Annotated in this window: 29 protein-coding genes; 13 read left to right on the top strand and 16 right to left on the bottom strand. The window is 54.3% G+C overall.

The annotated features are described in order from the left end of the window. Nucleotides 1-13: 13 nt before the first annotated feature. The 4 genes from glmM to rlmE form a co-directional block, all read right to left on the bottom strand. Nucleotides 14-1,351 carry a phosphoglucosamine mutase gene (gene glmM, locus OOJ60_RS08290; protein WP_042291845.1) on the bottom strand — a complete coding sequence of 446 codons (1,338 nt, stop codon included), beginning with the start codon at nucleotides 1,349-1,351 and terminating at the stop codon, nucleotides 14-16. Continuing rightward, on the bottom strand, nucleotides 1,344-2,192 hold the full coding sequence (gene folP, locus OOJ60_RS08295) for a dihydropteroate synthase (RefSeq protein ID WP_060571064.1): 849 nt from the start codon (nucleotides 2,190-2,192) through the stop codon (nucleotides 1,344-1,346). The genes glmM and folP overlap by 8 nt, the downstream gene beginning before the upstream one ends. 87 nt (nucleotides 2,193-2,279) lie before the next feature. Then, entirely contained in the window at nucleotides 2,280-4,211 is a 1,932-nt protein-coding gene (ftsH, locus tag OOJ60_RS08300; protein WP_042291851.1) for an ATP-dependent zinc metalloprotease FtsH, read from the bottom strand. 99 nt (nucleotides 4,212-4,310) lie between these two features. Continuing rightward, nucleotides 4,311-4,940, bottom strand: coding sequence for a 23S rRNA (uridine(2552)-2'-O)-methyltransferase RlmE (rlmE, locus tag OOJ60_RS08305; RefSeq protein WP_042291855.1), 630 nt, complete (start codon nucleotides 4,938-4,940; stop codon nucleotides 4,311-4,313). Between the two features lie 126 nt (nucleotides 4,941-5,066). On the opposite strand from rlmE, the gene yhbY reads away from it, so the two are divergent. Then, nucleotides 5,067-5,360: a ribosome assembly RNA-binding protein YhbY gene (yhbY, locus tag OOJ60_RS08310; protein ID WP_042292049.1), complete on the top strand. Its 294-nt coding sequence runs from the start codon at nucleotides 5,067-5,069 to the stop codon at nucleotides 5,358-5,360. A gap of 155 nt (nucleotides 5,361-5,515) precedes the next feature. On the opposite strand, the gene greA is transcribed toward yhbY, so the two are convergent. Next, the gene (greA, locus tag OOJ60_RS08315; RefSeq protein ID WP_042291859.1) at nucleotides 5,516-5,992 is read right to left on the bottom strand and encodes a transcription elongation factor GreA; all 477 of its coding nucleotides are present in this window, start codon (nucleotides 5,990-5,992) and stop codon (nucleotides 5,516-5,518) included. Nucleotides 5,993-6,236: 244 nt separating this feature from the next. Here greA and dacB point away from each other — a divergent pair, with 244 nt between their 5' ends. Further along, entirely contained in the window at nucleotides 6,237-7,670 is a 1,434-nt protein-coding gene (gene dacB / locus OOJ60_RS08320; protein ID WP_205612383.1) for a serine-type D-Ala-D-Ala carboxypeptidase, read from the top strand. Nucleotides 7,671-7,725: 55 nt separating this feature from the next. On the opposite strand, the gene cgtA is transcribed toward dacB, so the two are convergent. The 4 genes from cgtA to rplU form a co-directional block, all read right to left on the bottom strand. Further along, complete coding sequence (cgtA, locus tag OOJ60_RS08325; RefSeq protein WP_042291862.1) at nucleotides 7,726-8,898, bottom strand: Obg family GTPase CgtA; 1,173 nt, start codon at nucleotides 8,896-8,898, stop codon at nucleotides 7,726-7,728. A 15-nt stretch (nucleotides 8,899-8,913) separates the two neighbouring features. Beyond that, complete coding sequence (locus OOJ60_RS08330) at nucleotides 8,914-9,879, bottom strand: DMT family transporter (RefSeq protein WP_060571061.1); 966 nt, start codon at nucleotides 9,877-9,879, stop codon at nucleotides 8,914-8,916. A 127-nt stretch (nucleotides 9,880-10,006) separates the two neighbouring features. Continuing rightward, the gene (gene rpmA / locus OOJ60_RS08335) at nucleotides 10,007-10,264 is read right to left on the bottom strand and encodes a 50S ribosomal protein L27 (RefSeq protein ID WP_042291867.1); all 258 of its coding nucleotides are present in this window, start codon (nucleotides 10,262-10,264) and stop codon (nucleotides 10,007-10,009) included. Nucleotides 10,265-10,283: 19 nt separating this feature from the next. Further along, on the bottom strand, nucleotides 10,284-10,595 hold the full coding sequence (rplU, locus tag OOJ60_RS08340; RefSeq protein WP_000271401.1) for a 50S ribosomal protein L21: 312 nt from the start codon (nucleotides 10,593-10,595) through the stop codon (nucleotides 10,284-10,286). A 258-nt stretch (nucleotides 10,596-10,853) separates the two neighbouring features. Between rplU and ispB the strand changes: the two genes are divergently transcribed. Further along, nucleotides 10,854-11,825, top strand: coding sequence for an octaprenyl diphosphate synthase (ispB, locus tag OOJ60_RS08345; RefSeq protein ID WP_042292051.1), 972 nt, complete (start codon nucleotides 10,854-10,856; stop codon nucleotides 11,823-11,825). A gap of 236 nt (nucleotides 11,826-12,061) precedes the next feature. Then, nucleotides 12,062-12,349 carry a DNA-binding transcriptional regulator SfsB gene (gene sfsB, locus OOJ60_RS08350; RefSeq protein ID WP_042291869.1) on the top strand — a complete coding sequence of 96 codons (288 nt, stop codon included), beginning with the start codon at nucleotides 12,062-12,064 and terminating at the stop codon, nucleotides 12,347-12,349. A gap of 65 nt (nucleotides 12,350-12,414) precedes the next feature. On the opposite strand, the gene murA is transcribed toward sfsB, so the two are convergent. The 7 genes from murA to mlaF all read right to left on the bottom strand — a co-directional run bounded on the left by murA (nucleotide 12,415) and on the right by mlaF (nucleotide 17,259). Then, entirely contained in the window at nucleotides 12,415-13,674 is a 1,260-nt protein-coding gene (gene murA, locus OOJ60_RS08355) for a UDP-N-acetylglucosamine 1-carboxyvinyltransferase (protein ID WP_205612384.1), read from the bottom strand. 52 nt (nucleotides 13,675-13,726) lie between these two features. Continuing rightward, entirely contained in the window at nucleotides 13,727-13,981 is a 255-nt protein-coding gene (gene ibaG / locus OOJ60_RS08360; protein WP_042291873.1) for a BolA family iron metabolism protein IbaG, read from the bottom strand. A 169-nt stretch (nucleotides 13,982-14,150) separates the two neighbouring features. Next, on the bottom strand, nucleotides 14,151-14,447 hold the full coding sequence (mlaB, locus tag OOJ60_RS08365) for a lipid asymmetry maintenance protein MlaB (RefSeq protein WP_042291875.1): 297 nt from the start codon (nucleotides 14,445-14,447) through the stop codon (nucleotides 14,151-14,153). Next, a complete protein-coding gene (gene mlaC / locus OOJ60_RS08370) occupies nucleotides 14,447-15,082 on the bottom strand; it encodes a phospholipid-binding protein MlaC (protein ID WP_042291878.1) in 636 nt (211 codons plus the stop codon). Before mlaC ends, mlaB begins: the two co-directional genes overlap by 1 nt. Before the next feature lie 18 nt (nucleotides 15,083-15,100). Next, nucleotides 15,101-15,652: an outer membrane lipid asymmetry maintenance protein MlaD gene (gene mlaD / locus OOJ60_RS08375; RefSeq protein WP_042292053.1), complete on the bottom strand. Its 552-nt coding sequence runs from the start codon at nucleotides 15,650-15,652 to the stop codon at nucleotides 15,101-15,103. A 4-nt stretch (nucleotides 15,653-15,656) separates the two neighbouring features. Next, nucleotides 15,657-16,439, bottom strand: a complete 783-nt coding sequence (gene mlaE / locus OOJ60_RS08380; RefSeq protein ID WP_042291881.1) for a lipid asymmetry maintenance ABC transporter permease subunit MlaE — start codon at nucleotides 16,437-16,439, stop codon at nucleotides 15,657-15,659. A 7-nt stretch (nucleotides 16,440-16,446) separates the two neighbouring features. Beyond that, complete coding sequence (mlaF, locus tag OOJ60_RS08385) at nucleotides 16,447-17,259, bottom strand: phospholipid ABC transporter ATP-binding protein MlaF (RefSeq protein ID WP_042291883.1); 813 nt, start codon at nucleotides 17,257-17,259, stop codon at nucleotides 16,447-16,449. Between the two features lie 207 nt (nucleotides 17,260-17,466). Between mlaF and OOJ60_RS08390 the strand changes: the two genes are divergently transcribed. The 9 genes from OOJ60_RS08390 (at nucleotide 17,467) to ptsN (ending at nucleotide 24,257) form a co-directional block, all read left to right on the top strand. Then, nucleotides 17,467-18,444 carry a calcium/sodium antiporter gene (locus tag OOJ60_RS08390; RefSeq protein WP_042291885.1) on the top strand — a complete coding sequence of 326 codons (978 nt, stop codon included), beginning with the start codon at nucleotides 17,467-17,469 and terminating at the stop codon, nucleotides 18,442-18,444. A gap of 13 nt (nucleotides 18,445-18,457) precedes the next feature. Further along, nucleotides 18,458-19,444: an arabinose-5-phosphate isomerase KdsD gene (kdsD, locus tag OOJ60_RS08395; protein ID WP_205612385.1), complete on the top strand. Its 987-nt coding sequence runs from the start codon at nucleotides 18,458-18,460 to the stop codon at nucleotides 19,442-19,444. A gap of 19 nt (nucleotides 19,445-19,463) precedes the next feature. Further along, nucleotides 19,464-20,030, top strand: coding sequence for a 3-deoxy-manno-octulosonate-8-phosphatase KdsC (gene kdsC, locus OOJ60_RS08400; protein ID WP_042291889.1), 567 nt, complete (start codon nucleotides 19,464-19,466; stop codon nucleotides 20,028-20,030). Next, a complete protein-coding gene (gene lptC, locus OOJ60_RS08405; RefSeq protein ID WP_042291892.1) occupies nucleotides 20,027-20,602 on the top strand; it encodes an LPS export ABC transporter periplasmic protein LptC in 576 nt (191 codons plus the stop codon). Before kdsC ends, lptC begins: the two co-directional genes overlap by 4 nt. Then, nucleotides 20,571-21,125 carry a lipopolysaccharide ABC transporter substrate-binding protein LptA gene (gene lptA, locus OOJ60_RS08410; RefSeq protein WP_042291895.1) on the top strand — a complete coding sequence of 185 codons (555 nt, stop codon included), beginning with the start codon at nucleotides 20,571-20,573 and terminating at the stop codon, nucleotides 21,123-21,125. Before lptC ends, lptA begins: the two co-directional genes overlap by 32 nt. A gap of 6 nt (nucleotides 21,126-21,131) precedes the next feature. After that, on the top strand, nucleotides 21,132-21,857 hold the full coding sequence (gene lptB, locus OOJ60_RS08415; protein ID WP_003025073.1) for an LPS export ABC transporter ATP-binding protein: 726 nt from the start codon (nucleotides 21,132-21,134) through the stop codon (nucleotides 21,855-21,857). 47 nt (nucleotides 21,858-21,904) lie between these two features. After that, the gene (gene rpoN / locus OOJ60_RS08420) at nucleotides 21,905-23,338 is read left to right on the top strand and encodes an RNA polymerase factor sigma-54 (RefSeq protein ID WP_042291899.1); all 1,434 of its coding nucleotides are present in this window, start codon (nucleotides 21,905-21,907) and stop codon (nucleotides 23,336-23,338) included. 22 nt (nucleotides 23,339-23,360) lie between these two features. After that, on the top strand, nucleotides 23,361-23,648 hold the full coding sequence (hpf, locus tag OOJ60_RS08425) for a ribosome hibernation promoting factor (protein ID WP_003025078.1): 288 nt from the start codon (nucleotides 23,361-23,363) through the stop codon (nucleotides 23,646-23,648). 117 nt (nucleotides 23,649-23,765) lie between these two features. Further along, on the top strand, nucleotides 23,766-24,257 hold the full coding sequence (ptsN, locus tag OOJ60_RS08430; protein WP_042291903.1) for a PTS IIA-like nitrogen regulatory protein PtsN: 492 nt from the start codon (nucleotides 23,766-23,768) through the stop codon (nucleotides 24,255-24,257). Nucleotides 24,258-24,269: the final 12 nt, after the last annotated feature.

A 24,269-nucleotide genomic window follows, 5' to 3' on the forward strand; every position in this document is an offset into this window, starting at 1 on the left:
GTAAAAAGGACCTTTACACCGCCTTTACAGCCTCTGCGATACGGTGAGCGAATTCAGTGACCTGGGCTTCGTCCTCGCCTTCCACCATCACGCGGATTAACGGCTCGGTGCCTGACTTACGTAACAGCACGCGACCGCGGTTGCCCAACGCCGCTTCCACATCCGCCGTGATCGCCTTCACGGTTTCGTTTTCCAGCGGATCGCCGCTGCCGGCGGTATAGCGCACGTTAACCAGAATCTGCGGGAACATTTTCATGCCGCTGCAGAGATCGTGAAGACTCATATGGTTACGCACCATTGCCGCTAATACCTGCAGTCCCGCCACAATGCCGTCGCCCGTGGTGGTCTTATCCAACAGAATGACGTGCCCGGAGTTTTCCGCACCGATACGCCAGCCTTTTTCCTGCATTTTTTCCAGCACGTAGCGGTCGCCTACTTTGGCACGGGTGAACGGAATGCCCAGTTGTTTGAGCGCCAGCTCCAGCCCCATGTTGCTCATCAGCGTACCGACGGCGCCGCCGCGTAATTGTCCCTGACGCAACGCTTCACGGGCGATGATATACATGATCTGATCGCCATCGACTTTGTTGCCTTCATGGTCAACCATGATCACGCGGTCACCGTCACCGTCCAGAGCAATCCCCAGGTCGGCTTTTTCCGCGACAACGCGCGCCTGCAGAGCACGCACATCCGTCGCGCCCACTTCTTCGTTAATATTGACGCCGTTCGGTTCACAGCCAATCGCAATGACCTTCGCGCCCAGCTCGCGCAACACGTTGGGCGCGATGTGGTAGGTCGCGCCGTTCGCGCAATCGACAACAATTTTTAACTCATTCAGGCTCAGTTCATTCGGAAATGTGCCTTTGCAGAACTCAATATAGCGTCCTGCGGCGTCCACAATACGGCTGGCTTTACCCAGTTCAGCAGAGTCCACGCAGGTGATCTCTTTTTCCATTTCTGCTTCAATGGCTTCTTCCACCGCATCCGGCAGTTTGGTGCCATCAATAGAAAAGAACTTAATACCGTTGTCATAGAACGGATTGTGCGACGCTGATATCACAATGCCAGCCTCTGCGCGGAAAGTGCGCGTCAGGTATGCCACGGCGGGTGTCGGCATCGGGCCGGTAAATGAGGCGGATAAGCCCGCCGCCGCCAGTCCCGCTTCCAGGGCCGACTCCAGCATGTAACCGGAAATACGCGTGTCTTTACCGATGATGATTTTACGGGAGCCGTGGCGCGCGAGCACTTTACCGGCCGCCCATCCCAGTTTAAGCACGAAATCAGGGGTGATCGGGGCATCGCCAACGCGACCACGGATTCCATCGGTACCAAAATATTTACGGTTACTCATAGCGTTTGTTTTCCTTTGCGGACAATGTGGCTTCGACCACACGCATCGCTTCTACGGTTTCTTTGACGTCATGGACACGAATGATCTGCGCTCCCTGCATGGCCGCAATTACCGCGCAGGCCAGGCTGCCGCTCAGTCGCTCTGAAGGTCCGACGTTGAGCAACTGGCCCACCATCGATTTGCGCGACATTCCCACCAACAGCGGCAGATTAAAATGATGAAACTCAGATAAACGCGCCAGTAATGTATAGTTGTGGGAGAGATTTTTACCGAAACCGAATCCCGGGTCGAGTAACAATTTCTCTTTTGCGATACCCGCCCTTTCACAACGTGCTATCTGCTCAATAAAGTAGCGATTAACTTCAGCGAATACGTCGTCATATTTCGGCGCCTGCTGCATGGTTTTCGGTTGCCCCTGCATGTGCATTAAGCAAACGGGCAAACCGGTTTCCGCTGCGGCTTCCAGCGCGCCGGGTTCAGAAAGCGAGCGGATGTCGTTAATGATGTGAGCGCCCACTCTGGCTGATTCGCGGATCACCTCCGGCTTTGATGTATCCACTGAAATCCAGACTTCAAAACGCTGCGCAATCGCCTCAACAACCGGAATCACCCGCTGCAATTCCTCTTCCACGCTGACATCAGCCGCGCCAGGACGCGTTGATTCGCCACCAACATCAATGATGGTGGCACCGGCGTTAATCATCAGATTCGCATGCTTCACGGCCTCGATCAGCGTGTTATGCGTTCCACCGTCAGAGAAGGAGTCTGGGGTGACATTGAGAATGCCCATCACATGCGGATGGCTAAGATCAAGTGAAGTGCCCTGGGCGAAGAGTTGCATAATGTTATCCCTGGTATGAAATCATAAAAAACCCCGGAGCAAGCCCCAGGGTTTTCATTAACGCGCAGTCATCAACAATGGTATGACTTATTTGTCGCCTAACTGCTCTGACATGGTATTGCCCGGGTTCGGCGTACGGGGTTCATCAACCGGACGCGGCGCACGCGGGGTGCCATTGTTGTCAGAATTGTTAGAGCCGGGTTCTTCCCAGCCAGCTGGCGGGCGAACGTCACGGCGTGCCATCAGGTCATCAATCTGCGGCGCATCGATGGTCTCGTATTTCATGAGCGCATCTTTCATTGCGTGCAGGATGTCCATGTTATCGTTCAGAAGCTGACGCGCACGATTGTAGTTACGTTCAATCAGCGCTTTCACTTCCTGGTCGATGATACGCGCGGTTTCATCGGACATGTGTTTGGCTTTCGCGACGCTTCGACCAAGGAACACTTCACCCTCTTCTTCCGCATACAGCAACGGACCGAGTTTTTCCGAGAAGCCCCATTGGGTCACCATGTTACGCGCCAGGTTGGTCGCCACTTTGATGTCGTTTGACGCGCCGGTAGAAACGTGTTCCACACCGTAGATGATCTCTTCTGCCAGACGACCACCGTAAAGCGTCGAAATCTGGCTTTCCAGTTTCTGGCGGCTGGCGCTAATCGCGTCGCCCTCAGGCAGGAAGAAGGTCACACCCAGAGCACGACCGCGCGGAATAATCGTCACTTTATGCACCGGATCGTGTTCCGGCACCAGACGACCAATGATCGCATGGCCAGCTTCGTGGTAAGCGGTCGATTCTTTCTGCGCTTCCGTCATCACCATGGAGCGACGTTCCGCACCCATCATGATTTTGTCTTTCGCTTTTTCGAATTCAACCATGGAGACCACGCGCTTGTTGCCACGCGCAGCAAACAGGGCCGCTTCGTTCACCAGGTTCGCCAGGTCCGCACCGGAGAAGCCAGGCGTACCGCGGGCAATGATGGCCGCATCGATATCCGGCGCCAACGGCACGCGACGCATATGGACTTTCAGGATCTGTTCACGACCGCGCACATCCGGCAGCCCCACCACGACCTGACGGTCAAAACGGCCTGGACGCAGCAGCGCCGGGTCAAGAACGTCCGGACGGTTTGTCGCCGCGATAACAATAATACCTTCGTTACCTTCGAAGCCGTCCATCTCAACCAGCATCTGGTTCAGCGTCTGTTCACGTTCATCGTGACCGCCACCCAGGCCTGCGCCACGCTGGCGGCCTACGGCGTCGATTTCATCGATGAAGATAATGCACGGCGCTGCCTTCTTGGCCTGTTCGAACATGTCACGTACGCGAGACGCACCGACACCAACAAACATTTCCACGAAGTCAGAACCGGAAATGGTAAAGAACGGTACCTTCGCTTCACCGGCGATGGCTTTCGCCAGCAGGGTTTTACCGGTACCCGGCGGCCCCACCATCAGAACGCCTTTCGGGATTTTACCGCCCAGTTTCTGGAAACGGCTCGGCTCGCGCAGGTATTCAACCAGTTCACCGACTTCTTCTTTCGCTTCGTCACAACCTGCTACGTCGGCAAAGGTGGTTTTGATCTGATCTTCCGTCAGCATGCGCGCTTTGCTCTTACCAAACGACATGGCGCCTTTGCCACCGCCGCCCTGCATCTGACGCATGAAGAAGATCCAGACACCGATCAACAGCAGCATCGGGAACCAGGAAATAAAGATGGAAGCCAGCAGGCTCGGCTCTTCCGGTGGTTCACCCACAACCTTGACGTTTTTCGTCAGCAGGTTATCAAGCAGCTTCGGATCGTTAACCGGAATGTAGGTCGTGTAACGGTTACTATCTTTCTTGGTAACGTTGATCTCACGTCCGTTAATACGTGCTTCACGAACCTGGTCGTTGTTGACCTCTTGCAGGAAGGTAGAGTAATCCACCTTACGGCCATTAGACTCGCTGGGCCCAAAGCTCTGGAATACTGACATCAGCACAACGGCAATGACCAGCCAGAGTATTAGGTTTTTCGCCATGTCACTCAAGGGATTAACCTCTTATTACAACTGTGTTAAAAACAGCGTCAGGATACTCTATATCCAGCGTCTTTCAAACTTTCGTCTGAAATCGACCAGTTATGGTTTACGCCCGGTCGCTACAATATACACTTCACGCGAACGTGCGCGAGAAGAGTCCGGCTTACGAACTTTCACCTTCGTAAACAGGGAGCGAATTTCCCTTAGGTACTCATCGAAACCTTCGCCCTGGAACACCTTCACTACAAAACTTCCACCCGGCGCTAGCACATCACGACACATTTCTAACGCCAGTTCCACCAGGTACATGGCGCGGGGGATGTCCACCGCCGGTGTTCCGCTCATGTTTGGTGCCATATCTGACATGACAACTTGTACTTTACTGTCACCCACGCGTTCCAGCAGCGCTTTCATCACTAGTTCATCACGAAAGTCGCCCTGAAGAAAGTCCACACCAACAATAGGATCCATAGGTAAAAGATCGCAAGCGATGATGCGGCCTTTGCCGCCAATTTGCGAGACCACATACTGTGACCAGCCTCCTGGCGCGGCACCGAGATCGACAACCGTCATTCCCGGCTTAAAGAGTTTGTCACTTTGCTGTATTTCATCAAGTTTAAACCAGGCACGGGAACGTAACCCCTTTTTCTGTGCCTCTTGAACATATTTATCGCTAAAGTGTTCCTGAAGCCAGCGACTCGAGCTGGCAGAACGCTTTTTACCTGTCATTTAACTTTCCCATCCGGGCAGAACATCGTTGCCATGCGGTGTAAATTTCAACGCACTATTTGGTGATATATGGGAGATGGCGGTAGAATGACCCGTTTTCAATCCCAACGTAAGCAAAAATATACGATGAATCTGAGTACTAAACAAAAACAGCACCTGAAAGGTCTGGCACATCCGCTCAAGCCGGTCGTTATGCTTGGCAATAATGGTTTGACCGAAGGGGTACTGGCCGAGATTGAACAAGCGTTAGAGCACCATGAACTTATCAAGGTGAAAATCGCATCAGAAGATCGCGAAACCAAAACCTTGATCGTGGACGCTATCGTGCGCGAAACCGGCGCCTGTAACGTACAGGTCATCGGTAAAATGCTGGTGCTTTATCGCCCAAGTAAAGAACGTAAAATCTCGCTGCCGCGCTAAGAATATCCTGACGTTGAACACAAATTCTGTGTAAAACGAGGGATTTTCCGCTGGCAGGAGAGCAAAATGCCACGCTCTGTTCGTTGATAAAAGGCCGCTATGCGGCCTTTTTCCTTTCTTTACAATACATCAACATCTTGAGTATTGGGAAATTCTTACAGGTATTCGACCCTGGTGATCTCATACTCCACTTCGCCGCCCGGCGTTTTGATGACCACAACGTCATCCTGCTCTTTGCCAATCAGACCGCGGGCAATCGGCGAATTCACCGAAATCAGGTTTTGTTTAAAGTCGGCCTCATCATCGCCCACGATGCGCCAGGTCTGCTCTTCATCGTTATCAAGATTCAGCACGGTGACCGTCGCACCGAAAACCACGCGACCGTTGTTAGGCATTTTTGTAACGTCGATCACCTGCGCATTCGACAGTTTCGCTTCGATATCTTTGATGCGGCCTTCGCAAAACCCTTGCTGCTCACGCGCGGCGTGATATTCCGCATTCTCTTTGAGATCGCCGTGTTCACGCGCTTCAGCGATAGCGGCGATAATTTCAGGGCGGCGCACAGATTTCAGAAAATCCAGCTCTTCGCGCAGTTTTTCTGCGCCGCGTAAGGTCATCGGAATAGCTTGCATTTGTTATACCTCTTAAACATTCCTGTAGGGGGCAATGGTCCACCCCGGCTGTTAAGCCTGCCCCGGTATGGCGTCATACCCGAGCCAGAAGCAAAAAAATACCGACCCGGGCAAAAACCCAGGTCAGCTACAATTCTCAATTTGATACTCATTTTACCCTGGAGTTCCCTATGGGTCATCGTTTACTTTCCAGGGCATTGCGCCGTAGTATGACGGCTTGTTTCCAGGTTGTTAGCGCGAGATTATGCGATTTTCCAGATTTATCATCGGATTGACCACCAGTATAGCGTTCAGCGTCCAGGCCGCGAACGTTGATGAGTACATCAACCAGCTTCCTGCCGGAGCCAATCTTGCCCTCATGGTGCAGAAGGTTGGCGCGCCGGCCCCCGCGATTGATTATCATAGTCAGCAAATGGCCCTACCTGCCAGCACGCAGAAAGTCATCACCGCGCTGGCGGCGCTGATACAGCTTGGCCCGGACTTCCGTTTTACGACAACGCTGGAGACCAAAGGCCAGGTCGATAGCGGCGTTTTGAAGGGAGACTTAGTGGCGCGATTCGGCGCCGATCCGACGTTAAAACGTCAGGATATTCGGAATATGGTCGCAAACCTGAAAAAATCAGGTGTCACGCAGATTACCGGAAATATCCTCATTGATACCTCGATTTTTGCCAGTCATGACAAAGCGCCGGGATGGCCGTGGAATGACATGACTCAATGCTTTAGCGCCCCGCCTGCGGCTGCGATTGTGGACCGAAACTGCTTCTCCATTTCGCTTTATAGCGCCCAGAAACCCAACGATTTGGCGTATATTCGCGTGGCGTCTTACTATCCTGTCACCTTCTTTAGCCAGGTGCGTACGCTCGCTCGCGGCTCCGCTGAGGCGCAATACTGTGAGCTGGACGTGGTGCCTGGAGATTTAAACCGCTTCACATTAACCGGCTGCCTGCCGCAGCGTGCCGAACCGCTGCCATTAGCCTTCGCCATTCAGGATGGCGCCAGCTATGCCGGGGCAATTTTAAAAGCCGAGTTAAAACAAGCCGGTATCAGTTATGGCGGAACGTTATTACGCCAGACGCAGGTCAATGAACCGGGAACCATTGTTGCCAGCAAACAGTCCGCCCCGTTGCACGATCTGCTTAAGATTATGCTGAAAAAGTCGGACAACATGATTGCCGATACCGTCTTTCGCATGATTGGCCATGCCCGTTTCAACGTGCCGGGCACCTGGCGCGCCGGATCCGATGCGGTACGCCAGATCCTTCGTCAGCAGGCGGGCGTAGATATTGGCAATACCATTATCGCCGATGGTTCCGGTCTTTCTCGCCACAACCTGATAGCCCCTGCGACCATGATGCAGGTGCTGCAATATATCGCACAGCACGACAACGAGCTGAACTTCATCTCTATGCTTCCGCTGGCGGGCTATGACGGCTCTCTGCAATACCGGGCGGGTCTGCATCAGGCGGGAGTGGATGGTAAGGTGTCGGCGAAAACCGGTTCGCTTCAGGGCGTTTATAACCTGGCTGGGTTCATCACTACCGCAAGCGGGCAGCGTATGGCATTCGTACAGTATCTGTCAGGCTATGCGGTTGCGCCAGCCGAGCAGCGTAACCGCCGAATTCCGCTGGTGCGTTTCGAAAGCCGGTTGTACAAGGATATTTATCAGAACAACTAGGCGGGCGGTAATGCCGGAGAAGCGAAGCGCCATCCGGCGCTTCGCATTACACAGGTTAACGCTTATAAATGAACTCAACGCCTTCTTCGTCGTCTTCGTCCCAGTCGTCATCCCAGTCATCTTCCGCTTCGTCTTCGACTTCCGCGAGCTGCTGGCGGTGGTAGTCATCCCACATGAATTCGACTTTTTCCGGCTGCTTCGCTTCTTCAGCCTGAACGATTGGATTCTCGATGATAAAGGTCATCACATCCCAACAGAGATCTTTCACGCCCAGTTGGCTGGCGGCAGAGATGAGATAATATTTACCTTCCCAGCCCAACGCGTCGGCGATCGCTTTCGCTTTCTCTTCCGCTTCGGCTTTATCCAGCAGATCGATCTTGTTGAACACTAACCAGCGCGGCTTGGACGCCAGATCCTGGCTGTACTTCTCCAGTTCGCCGATGATGATACGGGCGTTTTCCACCGGATCGGAACCGTCGATCGGATCGATGTCGATGAGATGCAGCAGAACACGGCAGCGCTCAAGGTGCTTCAGGAAGCGAATCCCCAACCCTGCGCCTTCAGAAGCGCCTTCAATCAGCCCCGGGATGTCCGCGACCACAAAGCTCTTCTCATTATCCATACGCACCACGCCAAGGCTCGGCACCAGCGTGGTAAACGGGTAATCCGCCACTTTTGGTTTCGCCGCCGATACTGCGCGGATAAAGGTCGATTTACCGGCGTTTGGCATACCGAGCATACCGACGTCAGCCAGCAGCATCAGCTCCAGTAACAGATCGCGCTTATCACCCGGCGTCCCCATGGTCTTCTGACGCGGGGTACGGTTTACGGAAGATTTAAAACGGGTATTCCCCAGACCGTGCCAGCCGCCTTTCGCCACCATCAGACGCTGACCGTGTTTGGTCATATCGCCCATGGTTTCGCCAGTGCCCTGATCGATCACGCGTGTGCCGACCGGCACTTTAATGGTGACATCTTTACCGCGTTTACCGGTGCAGTCACGGCTGGCGCCATTCTGACCACGCTCCGCGCGGAAGGATTTCTCAAAACGGTAGTCGATCAAGGTGTTAAGGTTTTCGTCCGCTTCCAGCCAGACGTCACCGCCGTCACCGCCATCGCCGCCGTCCGGGCCGCCTTTCGGGATGTATTTTTCGCGACGGAAGCTGACACAACCGTTACCACCATCGCCTGCAACGACCAGAATCGTTGCTTCATCAACAAACTTCATTTTACTCTCCGTAAATCATTCGCCTGAGCGGGGTTGCGATACCACCGGTTCATGCTTGCGTAATCCGCCCCAAATTCGATGACCAATGGCGGAGTACATCGCGCCCGCAACCACGACAAACGCACCGAGATAACCTAAAAGGTTTAACATCGGTCTGGCGAAGAAATCGGGCCAGGCCACAGATAAAAGATCTGAAAATAACAAGGTAAACAGCGGGGTAAGCGTGATTAACGCGCTCACCTGCGCCGCTTGCCAGCGCGCCATCGCTTCCGCCAGGGCGCCATATCCTACCAGCGTATTCAGCCCGCAGAAAATCAAACAGGCAAGCTGCCAGTCGCTGAGCTGCGCGATCACCCCTGGCTTCGCCAGCGGCAATAGCGCTATCGTACATAAAGTGTACAGTAAAAACAGGATCTGCGGTGACGCCAGACGCCGCAATAATACTTTTTGCGCAACGCCATAACTCACCCAGACCATCGCCGCGCCAACGCCAAAAATGACGCCCCAGGTGTAATCGGTCAGTTTGGTAAAGATTTCGACCAGGCTGGTGTTGAAGAACATCACCAGCCCACTCAGCAGCATCATTGCGCCGATGATCTGCGTGCCGCGCATTTTCTCTTTGAGAATAAATACGCTGGCAACCATCATACCAACCGGCGACAGTTGCCCAATAACCTGCGAGGCTGTCGGGCTAAGATATTGCAGGGAAGAGCTGAACAGAATGAAATTACCAAAAAGCCCGCCGGTGGCAATCGCCAACAGCACCAACCAGCGCGGCTTACGGAAAATTCGCAGCGGCGGCAGCTTGCGCTTCACCGCCAGGATCGCCCCCAGACCAACGCTGGCCATTAAAAAACGGTAAAACACGACGGTAGGAGGTTCCATCACCTCCAGCACCTGCTTCATCGCAATTGGCAAAGCCCCCCAACACATCGCGGTGGTGAGCGCCAAAAGAATGCCAATGCCAGCCTGCTGCTTCATGCCCGTTTCCCTGCAAGGGCTCGTGAGCCGAAAAGGAACGGTTTCACGAGCATATTTACCGGTCGTCGAATGTAAAAAGCCCCGCAACAGGTGCGGGGCTTTAATCCGTTACCGGACCACGAAAAACTTACTCAGCAACGATGCTGATGTATTTACGGTTGTTCGGGCCTTTAACTTCAAATTTCACTTTACCGTCTGCTTTAGCAAACAGAGTGTGGTCACGACCGCAACCTACGTTAGCACCAGCGTGGAATTTGGTACCACGTTGACGAACGATGATGCTACCCGCCAGAACGGTTTCGCCACCGAAACGCTTAACGCCCAGGCGTTTAGCTTCTGAATCGCGACCGTTACGAGTGGAGCCGCCAGCCTTTTTATGTGCCATTTAAATCTCTCCTCAGGTCTTAGGCGCTGATGCCAGTAATTTTCACATCAGTGAACCACTGACGATGGCCCTGCTGCTTACGATAGTGTTTACGACGACGAAACTTAACGATTTTAACTTTCTCGCCACGACCATGAGCAACAACTTCAGCTTTGATTACGCCGCCATCAACGAAAGGAACGCCGATTTTGACTTCTTCACCGTTTGCGATCATCAGAACTTCAGCGAACTCAACAGTTTCGCCAGTTGCGATGTCCAGCTTTTCCAGGCGAACGGTCTGACCTTCGCTTACTCGGTGTTGTTTACCACCACTTTGGAAAACCGCGTACATAAAAAACTCCGCTTCCGCGCACACCTTTTGAATGATTCAGAGTGCGCTATAAATATTCACAATAGGGCGCGAATATTACGCAAAACGTGAGCCTTTGACAAGTGCTACAGTCAATACATGAAGAAAAAAAACACAACGTGTATGGTAACGTTTATCTGCGGCGTTTTTTCAGTACAATCAGCATTTATTTCTAACCCTAAACCCTAAGTTACCTTGATGTACCGTCAGGTAAACAGGGCGAAAAGCCCGGCTTTTGCGATGAATTTAGAAAAAATCAACGAGTTAACCGCGCAAGATATGGCGGGTGTCAATGCGACAATCCTTGAACAGCTTAATTCCGACGTCCAGTTGATCAACCAGTTGGGCTATTACATTGTGAGCGGCGGCGGAAAACGTATCCGTCCGATGATTGCGGTACTCGCGGCGCGCGCCGTGGGTTATCAGGGAAATGCCCATGTCACTATCGCGGCGCTGATCGAGTTTATCCACACCGCCACCCTGCTTCACGACGATGTGGTGGACGAATCCGACATGCGTCGTGGCAAAGCCACCGCCAACGCCGCGTTTGGTAACGCCGCCAGCGTTCTGGTCGGCGACTTTATCTATACCCGCGCGTTTCAGATGATGACCAGCCTTGGCTCGCTGAAGGTACTGGAAGTGATGTCCGAAGCCGTTAACGTCATCGCAGAAGGCGAAGTGCTGCAGTTGATGAACGTTAACGACCCGGACATCACCGAAGAAAACTACATGCGCGTCATCTACAGCAAGACCGCGCGCCTGTTTGAAGCGGCGGCGCAATGTTCCGGTATCCTTGCGGGCTGTACTGGCGCGCAGGAAAAAGGGTTGCAGGACTATGGCCGTTACCTCGGCACCGCTTTCCAGTTGATTGACGATTTGCTGGATTACAGCGCCGACGGCGAGCAACTTGGTAAAAACGTGGGTGATGATCTGAACGAAGGCAAGCCAACCCTTCCCCTGCTGCATGCGATGCGTCACGGTACGCCTGAACAAGCGCAAATGATTCGCACCGCCATTGAACAAGGAAACGGCCGACATCTTCTGGAACCGGTTCTGGATGCGATGAACGCCTGCGGCTCGCTGGAATGGACACGCCAGCGCGCGGAAGAAGAAGCGGATAAGGCCATCGCCGCCCTGCAGATCCTACCGGACACGCCGTGGCGCGATGCGCTGATTGGCCTCGCGCATATCGCCGTCCAGCGCGACCGTTAAACACATCCTCTCCATCCCGTATCGCACGGGATGGATTCATATAAATTCCAGTAAATTTCTTTAATTATTTTGCTCATCCATAAACCCCTTGCAATAGTTGTAATAACTCCTGGCATATTCTGAATATTCGCTCTCTTTACATGAACTTTTTAGAACATTTGTTCTTGCGGCGTATAGTGTGTTTCTCAGGTTTATTGTTCAGAATTCCCATGAACAAGTTAAGGAGCGAGGGAAAAATGGAGAGCAAACTGATCGACTGGCATCCCGCTGATATCATCGCGGGATTACGCAAAAGAGGGACATCAATGGCGGCAGAATCGCGCAGAAACGGATTAAGTTCTTCGACGCTGGCCAATGCCTTAACCCGACCGTGGCCGAAAGGCGAACTGATTATTGCCAAAGCGTTGGGAACGGAACCGTGGGTGATCTGGCCGTCGCGCTATCACGACGCCAAAACGCATGAATTCATCGACAGAACGCGCCTGATGAGAGCGTCGCGTCGGGAGAAGCCAGGCACCGAGTGAGGCGGCAGAACGGTAGCCCCTTTCGCGATGGGGCTACCTGTTTATTCGTGACGAATGCGTCCGAATTACTCGCCTTTTACGCGCTCGATGTTCGCGCCCAGCGCACGCAGTTTATCTTCAATGCGCTCGTAACCGCGATCGATATGATAAATACGATCAACCACTGTGGTTCCTTCTGCAATACATCCTGCCAGCACGAGGCTTGCAGAAGCACGCAGGTCGGTTGCCATCACCTGGGCGCCGGAAAGTTTATCGACGCCGTGGCAAATCACGGTATTGCTTTCGATTTCCGCATGCGCGCCCATGCGACTCAGCTCCGGCACATGCATAAAACGGTTTTCAAACACGGTTTCAGTAATGAAGCCCGTGCCTTCCGCCACCAGGTTCAGCAGCGTAAACTGCGCCTGCATATCGGTCGGGAACGCCGGATGCGGCGCTGTACGCACATTTACCGCTTTCGGGCGTTTGCCATGCATGTCGAGGCTGATCCAGTCTTCGCCCACTTCGATTTCCGCACCGGCGTCGCGCAGCTTCGCCAACACGGCGTCCAGCGTATCCGGCTGCGCGTTACGGCAGATGATCTTACCGCGAGAGATAGCCGCCGCGACCAGGAAGGTGCCGGTTTCGATACGGTCCGGCAGTACGCGGTACACGCCGCCGCCCAGACGTTCAACGCCTTCGATCGTAATCCGATCGGTCCCCTGACCGGAGATCTTCGCCCCCAGCGTCACCAGGAAATTCGCCGTATCGACAATTTCCGGCTCACGCGCGGCGTTTTCAATAATGGTGGTGCCTTCCGCAAGGGTCGCTGCGCACATGATGGTGACCGTCGCGCCAACGCTGACTTTATCCATCACGATATGCGCGCCTTTCAGTCGTCCGTCGACAGAGGCCTTCACATAACCTTCTTCCAGCTTAATGGTCGCACCCAGTTGCTCAAGACCGGTGATATGCAGGTCAACCGGACGTGCGCCGATAGTACAGCCGCCCGGCAGTGAAACCTGGCCCTGACCAAAACGGGCGACCAGCGGACCCAGCGCCCAGATCGACGCGCGCATGGTTTTCACCAAATCATACGGCGCGCAGAATACGTTGACGTCGCGCGCATCAATGTGCACAGAGCCGTTACGCGTCACTTTGGCGCCAAGCTGGCTCAGCAGCTTCATGGACGTATCCACATCTTTCAGTTTCGGGACGTTCTGGATCTCGACCGGTTCTTCCGCCAGCAGCGCCGCAAAGAGGATCGGCAGTGCGGCGTTTTTTGCACCTGAAATGGTGACTTCGCCCTGGAGCTTCGTTGGCCCCTGTACACGAAATTTATCCATGATGTTGTTCTCAGTTAAAATTCATCGTCGCTACCGGTATTTCTCCCGTAGCTCAAAAACCGTTAAGTTTGCGATCGCGCGCCCACTCTGCGGGGGTATACGCTTTGATGGACAGAGCATGAATGCGGTTGTCCGCAATATACTCCATCAGCGGGGCATAGATGGTCTGCTGTTTCTTCACCCGGCTCATACCGTCAAACATCTCACCCACGGCAATAACCTGAAAGTGACTGCCATCGCCGGAGACGTGGACTTCCTGGAGGGAGAGTGCGTTCATCAGCACGCTCTGGATTTCATTATTTTCCATGGGCTCTATATTCGTCAGATAGTGAAAACAGCCCAACATCTTAGAGCAAAGTTGCGCTGTCATAAATAAGCAAAAGGGCGATCAACGTAAAGTTGCCTGATGGTGACGCTAACGCGGTGATCAGAACGACAGGAAAAGGCCGGATAGCCAGTAAGCTACCCGGCGCAAATTACAGGCGAGGAAGAACGTCCTCAGGCAGATTATACAGCTGCGCCAGGGTGTAAACTTTATCGTTCACCCCCTGCAACGAAACACGGGTGCCCTGCTTTTTTGCCTGATCGATAAGATGGAGCAGCAGCGCCAGCCCACCGGTATCGACGCGGGAAATCTGGCTCAGGTCGATACAGGTGACGCCTTGCATTGCCTCAACGCGCGCATCCCATAGCGGATTTACCACGTCCTGATCAAGCTCTCCCATCAGCGCCAGCGTATCGCCTTTACGCGTCCAACTGAGTGACTGCGTCATTACTTCTTCTCATCCAGCGTGATTTTCTGCTGTGCGATAGATTTCAGTTGCGCGGTCAGGCCGTCAATCCCTTTGGTTCGCAGCAGGTCGCTCCACTCATTTTGTTTAGTGGTGATCATGCTGACGCCTTCGGCGATCATGTCATAGGCCTGCCAGTTGCCCGTCTGGGTGTTTTTACGCCACTGAAAGTCGAGGCGCACCGGCGGACGACCGTTAGGATCGATAATGGTGACGCGGATCGGCACGATCGTCGCATCGCCCAGCGGTTGTTCAGGCGCAATCTGGTAAGTCTGACCGTGGTACATCGCCAGCGCCTGTCCGTAAGCCTGCTTCAGGTATTCACGGAACGCGGCGAAATAGGCTTCGCGCTGCGCGGGGGTCGCTTCTTTGTAGTAACGGCCCAGCACCAGCGCGCCCGCATATTTCACCTGCACATACGGCAGCAGTTCCTGATCGACGACGTCGCGCAGGTAGTCCGGATTCGAACGGATTTTCGGCTGTTCATTTTTCAGTCTGTCGAACGTTTTTTGCGCCGCTTCGTTCATCAGCTTGTACGGGTTAGTTTGATCGGCTGCAGTGGCGGCGGTCAGTGGTGCAATCACCAGCAGAGCCACCATCATCAATCGTTTAAACATATGTCGAATCTCCTGAGATTAATTCGTTGTGCCCGCAGGCCCGTTAGCGTCATTATTGCCTTCGGCCGGCGCTGGCGCATCGCCAGAATTCTTATTGTCATCCCCCTTACTGTTGTAAAGGAACTGACCAATCATATCTTCCAGCACCATCGCGGATTTAGTGTCCTGAATCGTGCCGCCATCTTTGAGGATAGACGTTCCCAGCTCCGGGTCCTCAAAACCGACGTTCAGCGCCAGATATTGTTCGCCCAGCAAACCGGAGGTCCGGATGCTCAACGAGCTGGTGTCAGGAATGTGGTTATAACGTTCTTCGATATCCAGCGTGACGCGCGGTAAATAAGTTTTCGGATCTAACGAAATATCCGCGACGCGTCCCACGACCACCCCGCCAATGCGCACCGGCGAGCGCACTTTCAGGCCGCCGATATTATCGAAGGTCGCATAAATCGTGTAGGTCGGCTCTGTGCGCATCGACGTTACGTTTGCCGCTTTCAGGCAGACAAACAGCGCCGCCAGCAGCGCCGCTAATAAGAAAATCCCCACCCAAATTTCATTTTTTTTCGTTTGCATGAACTCAATTCCCAAACATCAAAGCGGTCAGCACAAAATCCAGGCCCAGAACGGCCAGCGACGAGTGCACAACGGTGCGTGTGGTAGCCCGGCTGATCCCTGCCGAGGTCGGGATCGCATCATATCCATTGAATAATGCAATCCATGTTACGGTGATGGCGAACACCACGCTTTTAATCAAACAGTTCACCAGGTCGAGACGCCAGTCGACGGCGTTTTGCATCGCCGACCAGAAGAATCCCGGGTCGATCCCTTTCCAGCTTACGCCGACCAGGGAGCCGCCCCAGATACCGACCGCGACAAACAGAATGGTTAGCAGCGGCAGCGAAATCACGCCAGCCCAGAAGCGCGGCGAAATCACCCGGCGTAGCGGATCAACGGCCATCATTTCCATACTGGACAGCTGCTCGGTGGCGCGCATCAGACCGATTTCCGCGGTTAACGCGGAACCCGCGCGTCCGGCAAACAGCAGCGCCGCGACAACCGGGCCAAGCTCACGCAGCAGCGACAGCGCCACCAGCATGCCAAGGCTGGTTTCCGCGCTGTAGGTGGTGAGCACCAGATACCCCTGTAGCCCCAGCACCATGCCGATAAACACGCCCGACACCAGAATGATAAGCATCGACAGGACGCCGACATTATAGAGTTGGCGCACCAACAGCGGCGCATGTTTACGAAATTCCGGTTTGCCGACCAGCGCATTGAATAACATTAACCCGGCGCGCCCAAACGAGCTGACGGTTTTAATACCTTTGTGTCCCAGCGTCGCCAGTGCATTTAACAGCATGTGTGGCTTAACTCCCTGTTCCGAGTAGATCAGAATGATAATCGCCCGCCGGATAGCGGAACGGGACCGGCCCGTCGGCAATACCGTCCAGGAATTGACGGACGCGCGGATCGGCGTTCTCCTGCAGTCCTTGCGCGCTACCGTGGGCGACAATTTTCTTGTCCGCCATGATCCAGGCGTGATCGGCAATGCTCAGGACTTCAGGCACATCGTGAGAAACCACCACGCAGGTGACGCCCAGCGCGCTGTTTAATTCAGAGATCAATTTAACCAGTACGCCCATCGTGATGGGGTCCTGCCCCACGAACGGTTCATCGAACATGATAAGGTCCGGTTCCAGCGCGATAGCGCGCGCCAGCGCGGCGCGCCGGGCCATCCCGCCGGAGAGTTCGGACGGCATCAGTCTGGCCGCCCCGCGCAGACCGACCGCTTCGAGCTTCATCATGACTGTACTTTTCAGTAACGGCGCGGGCAGCGTGGTATGTTCGCGCAGCGGATAGGCGACGTTATCGAAAACGTTCATGTCGGTAAAGAGCGCGCCCGACTGAAACAGCATACTCATCCGTTTACGCACCGTGTAGAGCCGCGAACGCGACATGGCGGGAATATTCTCGCCATCAAACAGGATCTCGCCCTTGTCTGGGGAAATTTGACCGCCGATCAGGCGCAGGAGCGTCGTTTTACCGATGCCCGATGGTCCCATGATCGCGGTGATCTTTCCACGCGGCACCGTCAGGGAGATATTATCGAAAATGCAGCGGTCGCCACGCGTAAAGCTGACGTCGCGCATATCGACTAAATTCGCCGCAGACTCACCCATTCATTCATCCTTTGTATTACGTGTTGATCAAAGCATGGCGTTGAATGGCGCCATGAACCCAACATATTTACAGAATATTACCTGCCCTGGTTAGCTAAAGCTGGCATTTGTTTTACTTTTTAGCTGCATAAAGTCAAAATTAAGACTTCGTTACGGTTTCCAGAGGATCCCGGTGACCGGCGAGTATACCTGAAGAAAGGACTTTAGATGCTTTTAGCAACGGCGCTGTTAATTATTGGTTTACTTCTGGTCGTCTACGGCGCCGACCGTCTGGTGTTCGCCGCGTCTATTTTATGCCGAACGTTGGGGGTCCCGCCGCTGATCATCGGCATGACGGTGGTCAGTATCGGCACGTCGTTACCAGAGATCATCGTTTCGCTCGCCGCCTCCCTGCACGGGCAGCTGGATCTCGCCGTTGGCACCGCGATCGGATCCAATATCACCAATATCCTGTTGATTCTGGGGCTTGCCGCGCTGATCCACCCCTTTACCGTGCATTCCGATATTCTGCGTCGCGAATTACCGTTAATGTTGCTGGTCAGCGTAGTGGCCGGTTCCGTACTTTACGACGGCCAGCTAAGCCGTAGCGATGGCATATTTTTGCTGTTGTTAGCGGTGTTATGGCTGCTGTTCATTGTTAAAATCGCCCGTCTGGCCGAACGCCAGGGCAATGACAGCCTCACCCGCGAACAACTGGCGGAGCTACCGCGCGAAGGCGGGCTGCCGGTGGCGTTTTTATGGCTGGGCATCGCGCTTATCATAATGCCGATGGCCACCCGCATGGTGGTTGATAACGCCACCGTTATTGCCAATTACTTTGCGATGAGCGAACTGACCATCGGCCTGACGGTTATCGCTATCGGCACCAGCCTGCCGGAGTTGGCGACCGCGATCGCCGGCGTGCGTAAAGGTGAGAACGATATCGCGGTAGGCAATATTATTGGGGCGAACATTTTTAATCTCGCTCTGGTCCTTGGCCTGCCCGCGCTGCTGACGCCCGGCGAGGTCAACCCGCTGGCGTTTAGCCGCGATTACAGCGTGATGCTACTGGTAAGCGTCATCTTTGCATTACTCTGCTGGCGGCGCCCCCGCCAGTCCGGTCGCGGCGCGGGCGTACTGCTGACCGGCGGTTTTATCATATGGCTGGCGATGCTGTATTGGCTGTCGCCGCTCCTTGTTGGATAACTGGAAACAGATTATGTCGCACTTAGCGTTACAACCGGGTTTTGACTTTCAGCAGGCCGGTAAAGAGGTCCTGGCGATTGAACGTGAAGGCCTGGCGGAGCTTGATCAGTACATCAATCAGGACTTCACCCTCGCCTGTGAGAAGATGTTCAACTGCACTGGCAAAGTGGTAGTCATGGGCATGGGTAAATCGGGGCATATCGGACGCAAAATGGCCGCGACGTTCGCCAGCACCGGCACGTCCTCCTTTTTTGTGCATCCGGGTGAAGCCGCCCATGGCGATCTCGGCATGGTAACCTCGCAGGATGTGGTGATTGCCATCTCCAACTCCGGCGAATCCAGCGAGATTGCCGCGTTAATTCCCGTACTCAAACGCCTCCAGGTGCAGCTTATCTGTATCACTGGCCGGCCAGAAAGCAGCATGGCGCGTGCCGCGGATGTGCATCTGTGTGTTAAAGTACCGAAAGAGGCCTGCCCGTTGGGGCTGGCGCCGACCAGCAGCACCACAGCCACATTAGTCATGGGCGATGCGCTGGCGGTGGCATTGTTGAAAGCGCGCGGGTTTACCGCCGAGGATTTCGCGTTGTCTCATCCGGGCGGCGCGCTGGGGCGTAAACTTTTACTGCGCGTTAACGATATTATGCATACCGGGGATGAAATCCCCTATGTACGCAAAGACGCCAGCCTGCGCGAGGCGTTGCTGGAAATCACCCGTAAAAATCTCGGTATGACCGTGATTTGCGACGATGCGATGAAGATCGACGGTATCTTCACCGACGGCGATTTACGTCGCGTCTTTGATATGGGCGTTGACGTACGCCAGTTAGGTATCGCCGACGTGATGACGCCGGGCGGTATCCGCGTGCGTCCCGGGATTCTGGCGGTCGATGCGCTGAACTTAATGCAGTCCCGCCATATCACCTCAGTAATGGTTGCCGATGGCGACCAGTTACTCGGTGTGTTACATATGCATGATCTCCTGCGTGCAGGCGTTGTGTAGCAATTCAAGGATAAAAGAAATGAGTAAAGCAGGTGCGTCGCTTGCGACCTGTTATGGCCCCGTTAGCGCTGAAGTCATCGCCAAAGCAGAGAACATTCGGCTGCTGATTCTTGACGTCGACGGCGTGCTGTCGGATGGGCTGATTTACATGGGTAACAACGGTGAAGAGCTAAAAGCCTTTAACGTACGCGACGGTTACGGCATCCGCTGTGCGCTGACGTCTGATATCGACGTTGCCATTATTACCGGGCGAAAGGCTAAACTGGTAGAAGATCGCTGCGCCACCCTGGGGATCACCCATCTGTATCAGGGCCAGTCTGACAAGCTGCTGGCGTTTCACGATCTGCTGGATAAGCTGGCGATTGCTCCGGAAAACGTGGCGTACGTCGGCGATGATCTGATCGACTGGCCAGTGATGGAAAAAATCGGCCTGAGCGTCGCGGTCGCGGATGCGCATCCGTTACTGATTCCGCGCGCGGATTACGTCACGAAAATCGCTGGCGGACGCGGTGCGGTACGGGAAGTGTGCGATTTACTCCTGCTGGCGCAGGGTAAGCTTGATGAGGCCAAAGGGCAATCGATATGAGTAAAGCCAGACGTTGGGTTATCATTCTACTGTCGTTGGCCGTGCTGGTGCTGATTGGTATTAATCTGGCCGATAAAGACGATACCGCGCAGGTGGTGGTGAACACGAGCGATCCCACTTATAAGAGCGAGCATACCGATACCGTCGTGTACAGCCCGGAAGGCGCGCTGAGCTATCGTTTAATTGCGCAGAACGTTGAGTATTTCTCGGATGAAGCCATTTCGTGGTTTACTCAACCGGTATTAACCACCTTTGATAAGGACAAGGTCCCTACGTGGTCAATCAAGGCGGATAAAGCCAAGCTGACCGACGATCGGATGCTGTATCTGTATGGTCACGTTGAAGTCAACGCGCTGGTGCCTGACGCTCAACTTCGCAAAATTACCACCGATAACGCGCAGATCAACCTCGTGACGCAGGATGTCACGTCTGAGGATCTTGTCACGTTATACGGAACAACATTTAACTCCAGCGGACTGAAAATGCGCGGCAACTTACGCAGCAAGAACGCCGAGCTGATTGAAAAGGTTAGAACCTCCTATGAAATTCAAAACAAACAAACTCAGCCTTAATCTTGTGCTTGCCAGCGCCCTTCTGGCCGCCAGCATTCCAGCGTTCGCCGTCACCGGCGATACCGAGCAGCCGATCCATATCGAGTCGGACCAGCAGTCTCTGGATATGCAAGGTAACGTCGTCACCTTCACCGGCAATGTCGTCGTGACCCAGGGCACCATTAAAATCAACGCCGATAAAGTTGTCGTGACCCGCCCGGGCGGCGAAGAAGGCAAAGAGGTCATTGACGGCTTCGGCAACCCGGCCACCTTCTATCAAATGCAGGACAACGGGAAGCCGGTCAAAGGCCACGCCTCGAAGATGCACTACGAGCTGGCGAAAGACTTCGTCGTGCTTACCGGCAATGCTTACCTGGAACAGCTCGACAGCAACATCACCGGCGACAAGATTACCTATCTGGTGAAAGAGCAAAAAATGCAGGCGTTCAGCGAGAAAGGCAAGCGCGTGACCACCGTTCTGGTACCGTCCCAGCTACAGGACAAAAATAAAGACCAGGCTCCGGCTCAGAAAAAGAGTAACTAATTCGTTATGGCAACATTAACTGCAAAGAATCTGGCGAAGGCCTACAAAGGCCGCCGCGTCGTGGAAGATGTCAGTCTGACCGTTAACTCAGGCGAAATTGTCGGTCTGCTCGGGCCTAACGGCGCGGGTAAAACCACCACGTTCTATATGGTGGTCGGCATTGTGCCGCGCGACGCCGGTAACATCATCATTGATGATGAAGACATCAGTTTGCTGCCGCTGCACGCCCGCGCGCGCCGCGGTATTGGCTATCTGCCGCAGGAAGCATCGATCTTCCGCCGCCTGAGCGTGTTCGATAACCTGATGGCGGTACTGCAAATTCGCGACGATCTTACCAGCGAGCAACGCGAAGATCGCGCCAACGAGCTGATGGAAGAATTTCACATTGAGCACCTGCGCGACAGCATGGGACAGTCGCTTTCCGGGGGCGAACGCCGCCGTGTCGAGATCGCCCGCGCGCTGGCCGCAAACCCGAAATTTATCCTGCTTGATGAACCGTTTGCGGGCGTTGACCCGATCTCCGTCATCGACATCAAACGTATCATTGAGCACCTGCGCGACAGCGGCCTGGGCGTTCTGATCACCGACCATAACGTCCGTGAAACGCTGGCAGTATGTGAACGCGCCTATATCGTCAGCCAGGGACATCTGATCGCCCACGGCACGCCAACGGAAATTCTCCAGGATGAACACGTTAAGCGCGTATACCTTGGGGAAGACTTCAGACTCTGATAGGGTAGAAGTTCGCGACGTTATAGCGGGGGAAAACGACTCTGAACATGAAGCAAGGTTTGCAACTCAGGCTCAGCCAACAATTGGCGATGACGCCGCAACTTCAGCAGGCTATCCGTCTGCTGCAGCTGTCCACGCTGGAACTTCAGCAGGAGCTGCAACAGGCGCTGGAAAGCAATCCGCTGCTTGAGCAAACCGACGTTCATGATGAAGTGGAAACCCGCGAAACTCAGGACAGCGAAACGCTGGACGCCGCCGACGCGCTCGAACAAAAAGAGATGCCGGAAGAGCTGCCGCTCGACGCCAGTTGGGATGAGATCTATACCGCCGGTACGCCATCCGGCACCAGCGGAGATTACATCGACGACGAGCTTCCCGTTTATCAGGGCGAGACCACCCAGTCCCTTCAGGATTACCTGATGTGGCAGGTGGAGCTGACGCCCTTCTCCGATACAGACCGCGCGATAGCCACTTCCATCGTTGATGCCGTGGATGACACCGGGTATCTCACCGTCTCTCTGGAAGACATTCTCGACAGCATGGGCGACGAGGAGGTGGACATTGATGAGGTCGAAGCGGTCCTGAAACGAATCCAGCGCTTTGATCCGGTTGGCGTGGCGGCGAAAGATCTGCGCGACTGTCTGCTGATCCAACTGTCCCAGTTTGATAAGGCCACCCCGTTTCTCGACGAAGCCCGGCTGATCGTCAGCGATCACCTTGATCTGCTGGCGAATCATGACTTCCGCACCCTGATGCGCGTGACGCGCCTGAAAGAAGACGTGCTGAAAGAGGCGGTCAATTTTATCCAGTCGCTCGATCCCAGGCCCGGCCAGTCGATCCAGACCAGTGAACCTGAATACGTCATTCCGGATGTACTGGTGCGTAAGCACAATGGCCGCTGGACGGTCGAACTGAACGGCGACAGCATCCCCCGGCTGCAGATCAATCAGCACTATGCGGCAATGTGTAGCGGCGGGCGTAACGATGCCGACAGTCAGTACATTCGCAGCAATTTGCAGGACGCGAAATGGCTGATTAAAAGCCTGGAGAGCCGTAACGATACGCTCCTGCGCGTCAGCCGCTGTATCGTCGAGCAACAGCAGGCCTTCTTTGAGCAGGGCGAAGAATTTATGAAACCGATGGTGCTGGCGGATATCGCCCAGGCCGTCGAAATGCACGAATCAACCATTTCCCGTGTGACCACGCAGAAATACCTGCACAGTCCGCGCGGCATTTTTGAACTGAAGTATTTTTTCTCCAGCCATGTGAACACCGAAGGCGGTGGCGAAGCGTCCTCCACGGCTATCCGCGCGCTGGTGAAAAAGCTGATTGCGGCCGAAAACCCCGCGAAACCGCTGAGCGACAGCAAGTTAACATCTTTGCTGTCGGAACAGGGTATCATGGTGGCGCGCCGCACCGTTGCGAAGTACCGAGAGTCTTTATCCATTCCGCCGTCGAATCAGCGTAAACAGCTGGTTTGACCCAACCGATAAGGAAGACACTATGCAGCTCAACATCACTGGAAACAACGTCGAGATCACTGAAGCCCTGCGCGACTTCGTCAATACCAAGTTCGCGAAGCTCGAACAGTATTTCGACAGAATCAATCAGGTCTACATTGTGTTGAAAGTGGAGAAGGTCACCCACATCTCGGATGCAACCCTGCACGTCAACGGTGGCGAAATTCACGCCAGTGCGGAAGGTCAGGACATGTATGCCGCTATTGACGGCTTAATCGATAAGCTGGCAAGACAGCTGACCAAACATAAAGATAAACTGAAACAACACTAATTGTCCGGGCAGTTAGCGGGTGCAGGACGGCCTGTTGTGTACAACAACGGGCCATTTGTACAGTTAGCGCTCCGAACCTGTTTTCTCACTTGAAGGGGCAGGTTCTTAGGTGAAATTATGATAAATAACGATACAACTCTACAACTGAGCAGTGTACTTAACCAGGAATGTACACGCAGCGGCGTGCATTGCCAGAGCAAAAAACGCGCGCTGGAGATTATCAGTGAACTGGCGGCAAAGCAGCTAAGTTTGCCTCCACAGATCGTTTTTGAAGCGATCCTGACGCGGGAAAAGATGGGCAGTACCGGCATCGGCAACGGCATCGCCATCCCACACGGTAAAGTGGAAGAAGATACCTTGCGGGCCGTAGGCGTGTTTGTGCAACTGGAAACGCCGATTGCTTTCGACGCGATCGATAATCAACCGGTGGATCTGCTCTTTGCACTGCTGGTGCCCGCGGATCAAACCAAAACGCATCTGCACACGCTGTCTTTAGTCGCCAAGCGTCTGGCGGATAAAACCATTTGTCGCCGGCTTCGCGCTGCGCAAAGCGATGAAGAGCTGTATCAAATCATCACTGACACAGAAGGCCGCCAGGATGATGAGTAAGCGCGTAAAACA

It is taken from the genome of Citrobacter sp. R4, assembly GCF_026719175.1.
In the GTDB taxonomy this organism is placed as follows: Bacteria; Pseudomonadota; Gammaproteobacteria; order Enterobacterales; family Enterobacteriaceae; genus Citrobacter_A; species Citrobacter_A sedlakii.

Excerpts from the sequence above, each read along its gene's own strand:
- glmM (WP_042291845.1), bottom strand. The coding sequence starts at position 1,351 with ATGAGTAACCGTAAATATTTTGGTACCGATGGAATCCGTGGTCGCGTT.
- folP (WP_060571064.1), bottom strand. The coding sequence starts at position 2,192 with ATGCAACTCTTCGCCCAGGGCACTTCACTTGATCTTAGCCATCCGCAT.
- ftsH (WP_042291851.1), bottom strand. The coding sequence starts at position 4,211 with ATGGCGAAAAACCTAATACTCTGGCTGGTCATTGCCGTTGTGCTGATG.
- rlmE (WP_042291855.1), bottom strand. The coding sequence starts at position 4,940 with ATGACAGGTAAAAAGCGTTCTGCCAGCTCGAGTCGCTGGCTTCAGGAA.
- yhbY (WP_042292049.1), top strand. The coding sequence starts at position 5,067 with ATGAATCTGAGTACTAAACAAAAACAGCACCTGAAAGGTCTGGCACAT.
- greA (WP_042291859.1), bottom strand. The coding sequence starts at position 5,992 with ATGCAAGCTATTCCGATGACCTTACGCGGCGCAGAAAAACTGCGCGAA.
- dacB (WP_205612383.1), top strand. The coding sequence starts at position 6,237 with ATGCGATTTTCCAGATTTATCATCGGATTGACCACCAGTATAGCGTTC.
- cgtA (WP_042291862.1), bottom strand. The coding sequence starts at position 8,898 with ATGAAGTTTGTTGATGAAGCAACGATTCTGGTCGTTGCAGGCGATGGT.
- OOJ60_RS08330 (WP_060571061.1), bottom strand. The coding sequence starts at position 9,879 with ATGAAGCAGCAGGCTGGCATTGGCATTCTTTTGGCGCTCACCACCGCG.
- rpmA (WP_042291867.1), bottom strand. The coding sequence starts at position 10,264 with ATGGCACATAAAAAGGCTGGCGGCTCCACTCGTAACGGTCGCGATTCA.
- rplU (WP_000271401.1), bottom strand. The coding sequence starts at position 10,595 with ATGTACGCGGTTTTCCAAAGTGGTGGTAAACAACACCGAGTAAGCGAA.
- ispB (WP_042292051.1), top strand. The coding sequence starts at position 10,854 with ATGAATTTAGAAAAAATCAACGAGTTAACCGCGCAAGATATGGCGGGT.
- sfsB (WP_042291869.1), top strand. The coding sequence starts at position 12,062 with ATGGAGAGCAAACTGATCGACTGGCATCCCGCTGATATCATCGCGGGA.
- murA (WP_205612384.1), bottom strand. The coding sequence starts at position 13,674 with ATGGATAAATTTCGTGTACAGGGGCCAACGAAGCTCCAGGGCGAAGTC.
- ibaG (WP_042291873.1), bottom strand. The coding sequence starts at position 13,981 with ATGGAAAATAATGAAATCCAGAGCGTGCTGATGAACGCACTCTCCCTC.
- mlaB (WP_042291875.1), bottom strand. The coding sequence starts at position 14,447 with ATGACGCAGTCACTCAGTTGGACGCGTAAAGGCGATACGCTGGCGCTG.
- mlaC (WP_042291878.1), bottom strand. The coding sequence starts at position 15,082 with ATGTTTAAACGATTGATGATGGTGGCTCTGCTGGTGATTGCACCACTG.
- mlaD (WP_042292053.1), bottom strand. The coding sequence starts at position 15,652 with ATGCAAACGAAAAAAAATGAAATTTGGGTGGGGATTTTCTTATTAGCG.
- mlaE (WP_042291881.1), bottom strand. The coding sequence starts at position 16,439 with ATGCTGTTAAATGCACTGGCGACGCTGGGACACAAAGGTATTAAAACC.
- mlaF (WP_042291883.1), bottom strand. The coding sequence starts at position 17,259 with ATGGGTGAGTCTGCGGCGAATTTAGTCGATATGCGCGACGTCAGCTTT.
- OOJ60_RS08390 (WP_042291885.1), top strand. The coding sequence starts at position 17,467 with ATGCTTTTAGCAACGGCGCTGTTAATTATTGGTTTACTTCTGGTCGTC.
- kdsD (WP_205612385.1), top strand. The coding sequence starts at position 18,458 with ATGTCGCACTTAGCGTTACAACCGGGTTTTGACTTTCAGCAGGCCGGT.
- kdsC (WP_042291889.1), top strand. The coding sequence starts at position 19,464 with ATGAGTAAAGCAGGTGCGTCGCTTGCGACCTGTTATGGCCCCGTTAGC.
- lptC (WP_042291892.1), top strand. The coding sequence starts at position 20,027 with ATGAGTAAAGCCAGACGTTGGGTTATCATTCTACTGTCGTTGGCCGTG.
- lptA (WP_042291895.1), top strand. The coding sequence starts at position 20,571 with ATGAAATTCAAAACAAACAAACTCAGCCTTAATCTTGTGCTTGCCAGC.
- lptB (WP_003025073.1), top strand. The coding sequence starts at position 21,132 with ATGGCAACATTAACTGCAAAGAATCTGGCGAAGGCCTACAAAGGCCGC.
- rpoN (WP_042291899.1), top strand. The coding sequence starts at position 21,905 with ATGAAGCAAGGTTTGCAACTCAGGCTCAGCCAACAATTGGCGATGACG.
- hpf (WP_003025078.1), top strand. The coding sequence starts at position 23,361 with ATGCAGCTCAACATCACTGGAAACAACGTCGAGATCACTGAAGCCCTG.
- ptsN (WP_042291903.1), top strand. The coding sequence starts at position 23,766 with ATGATAAATAACGATACAACTCTACAACTGAGCAGTGTACTTAACCAG.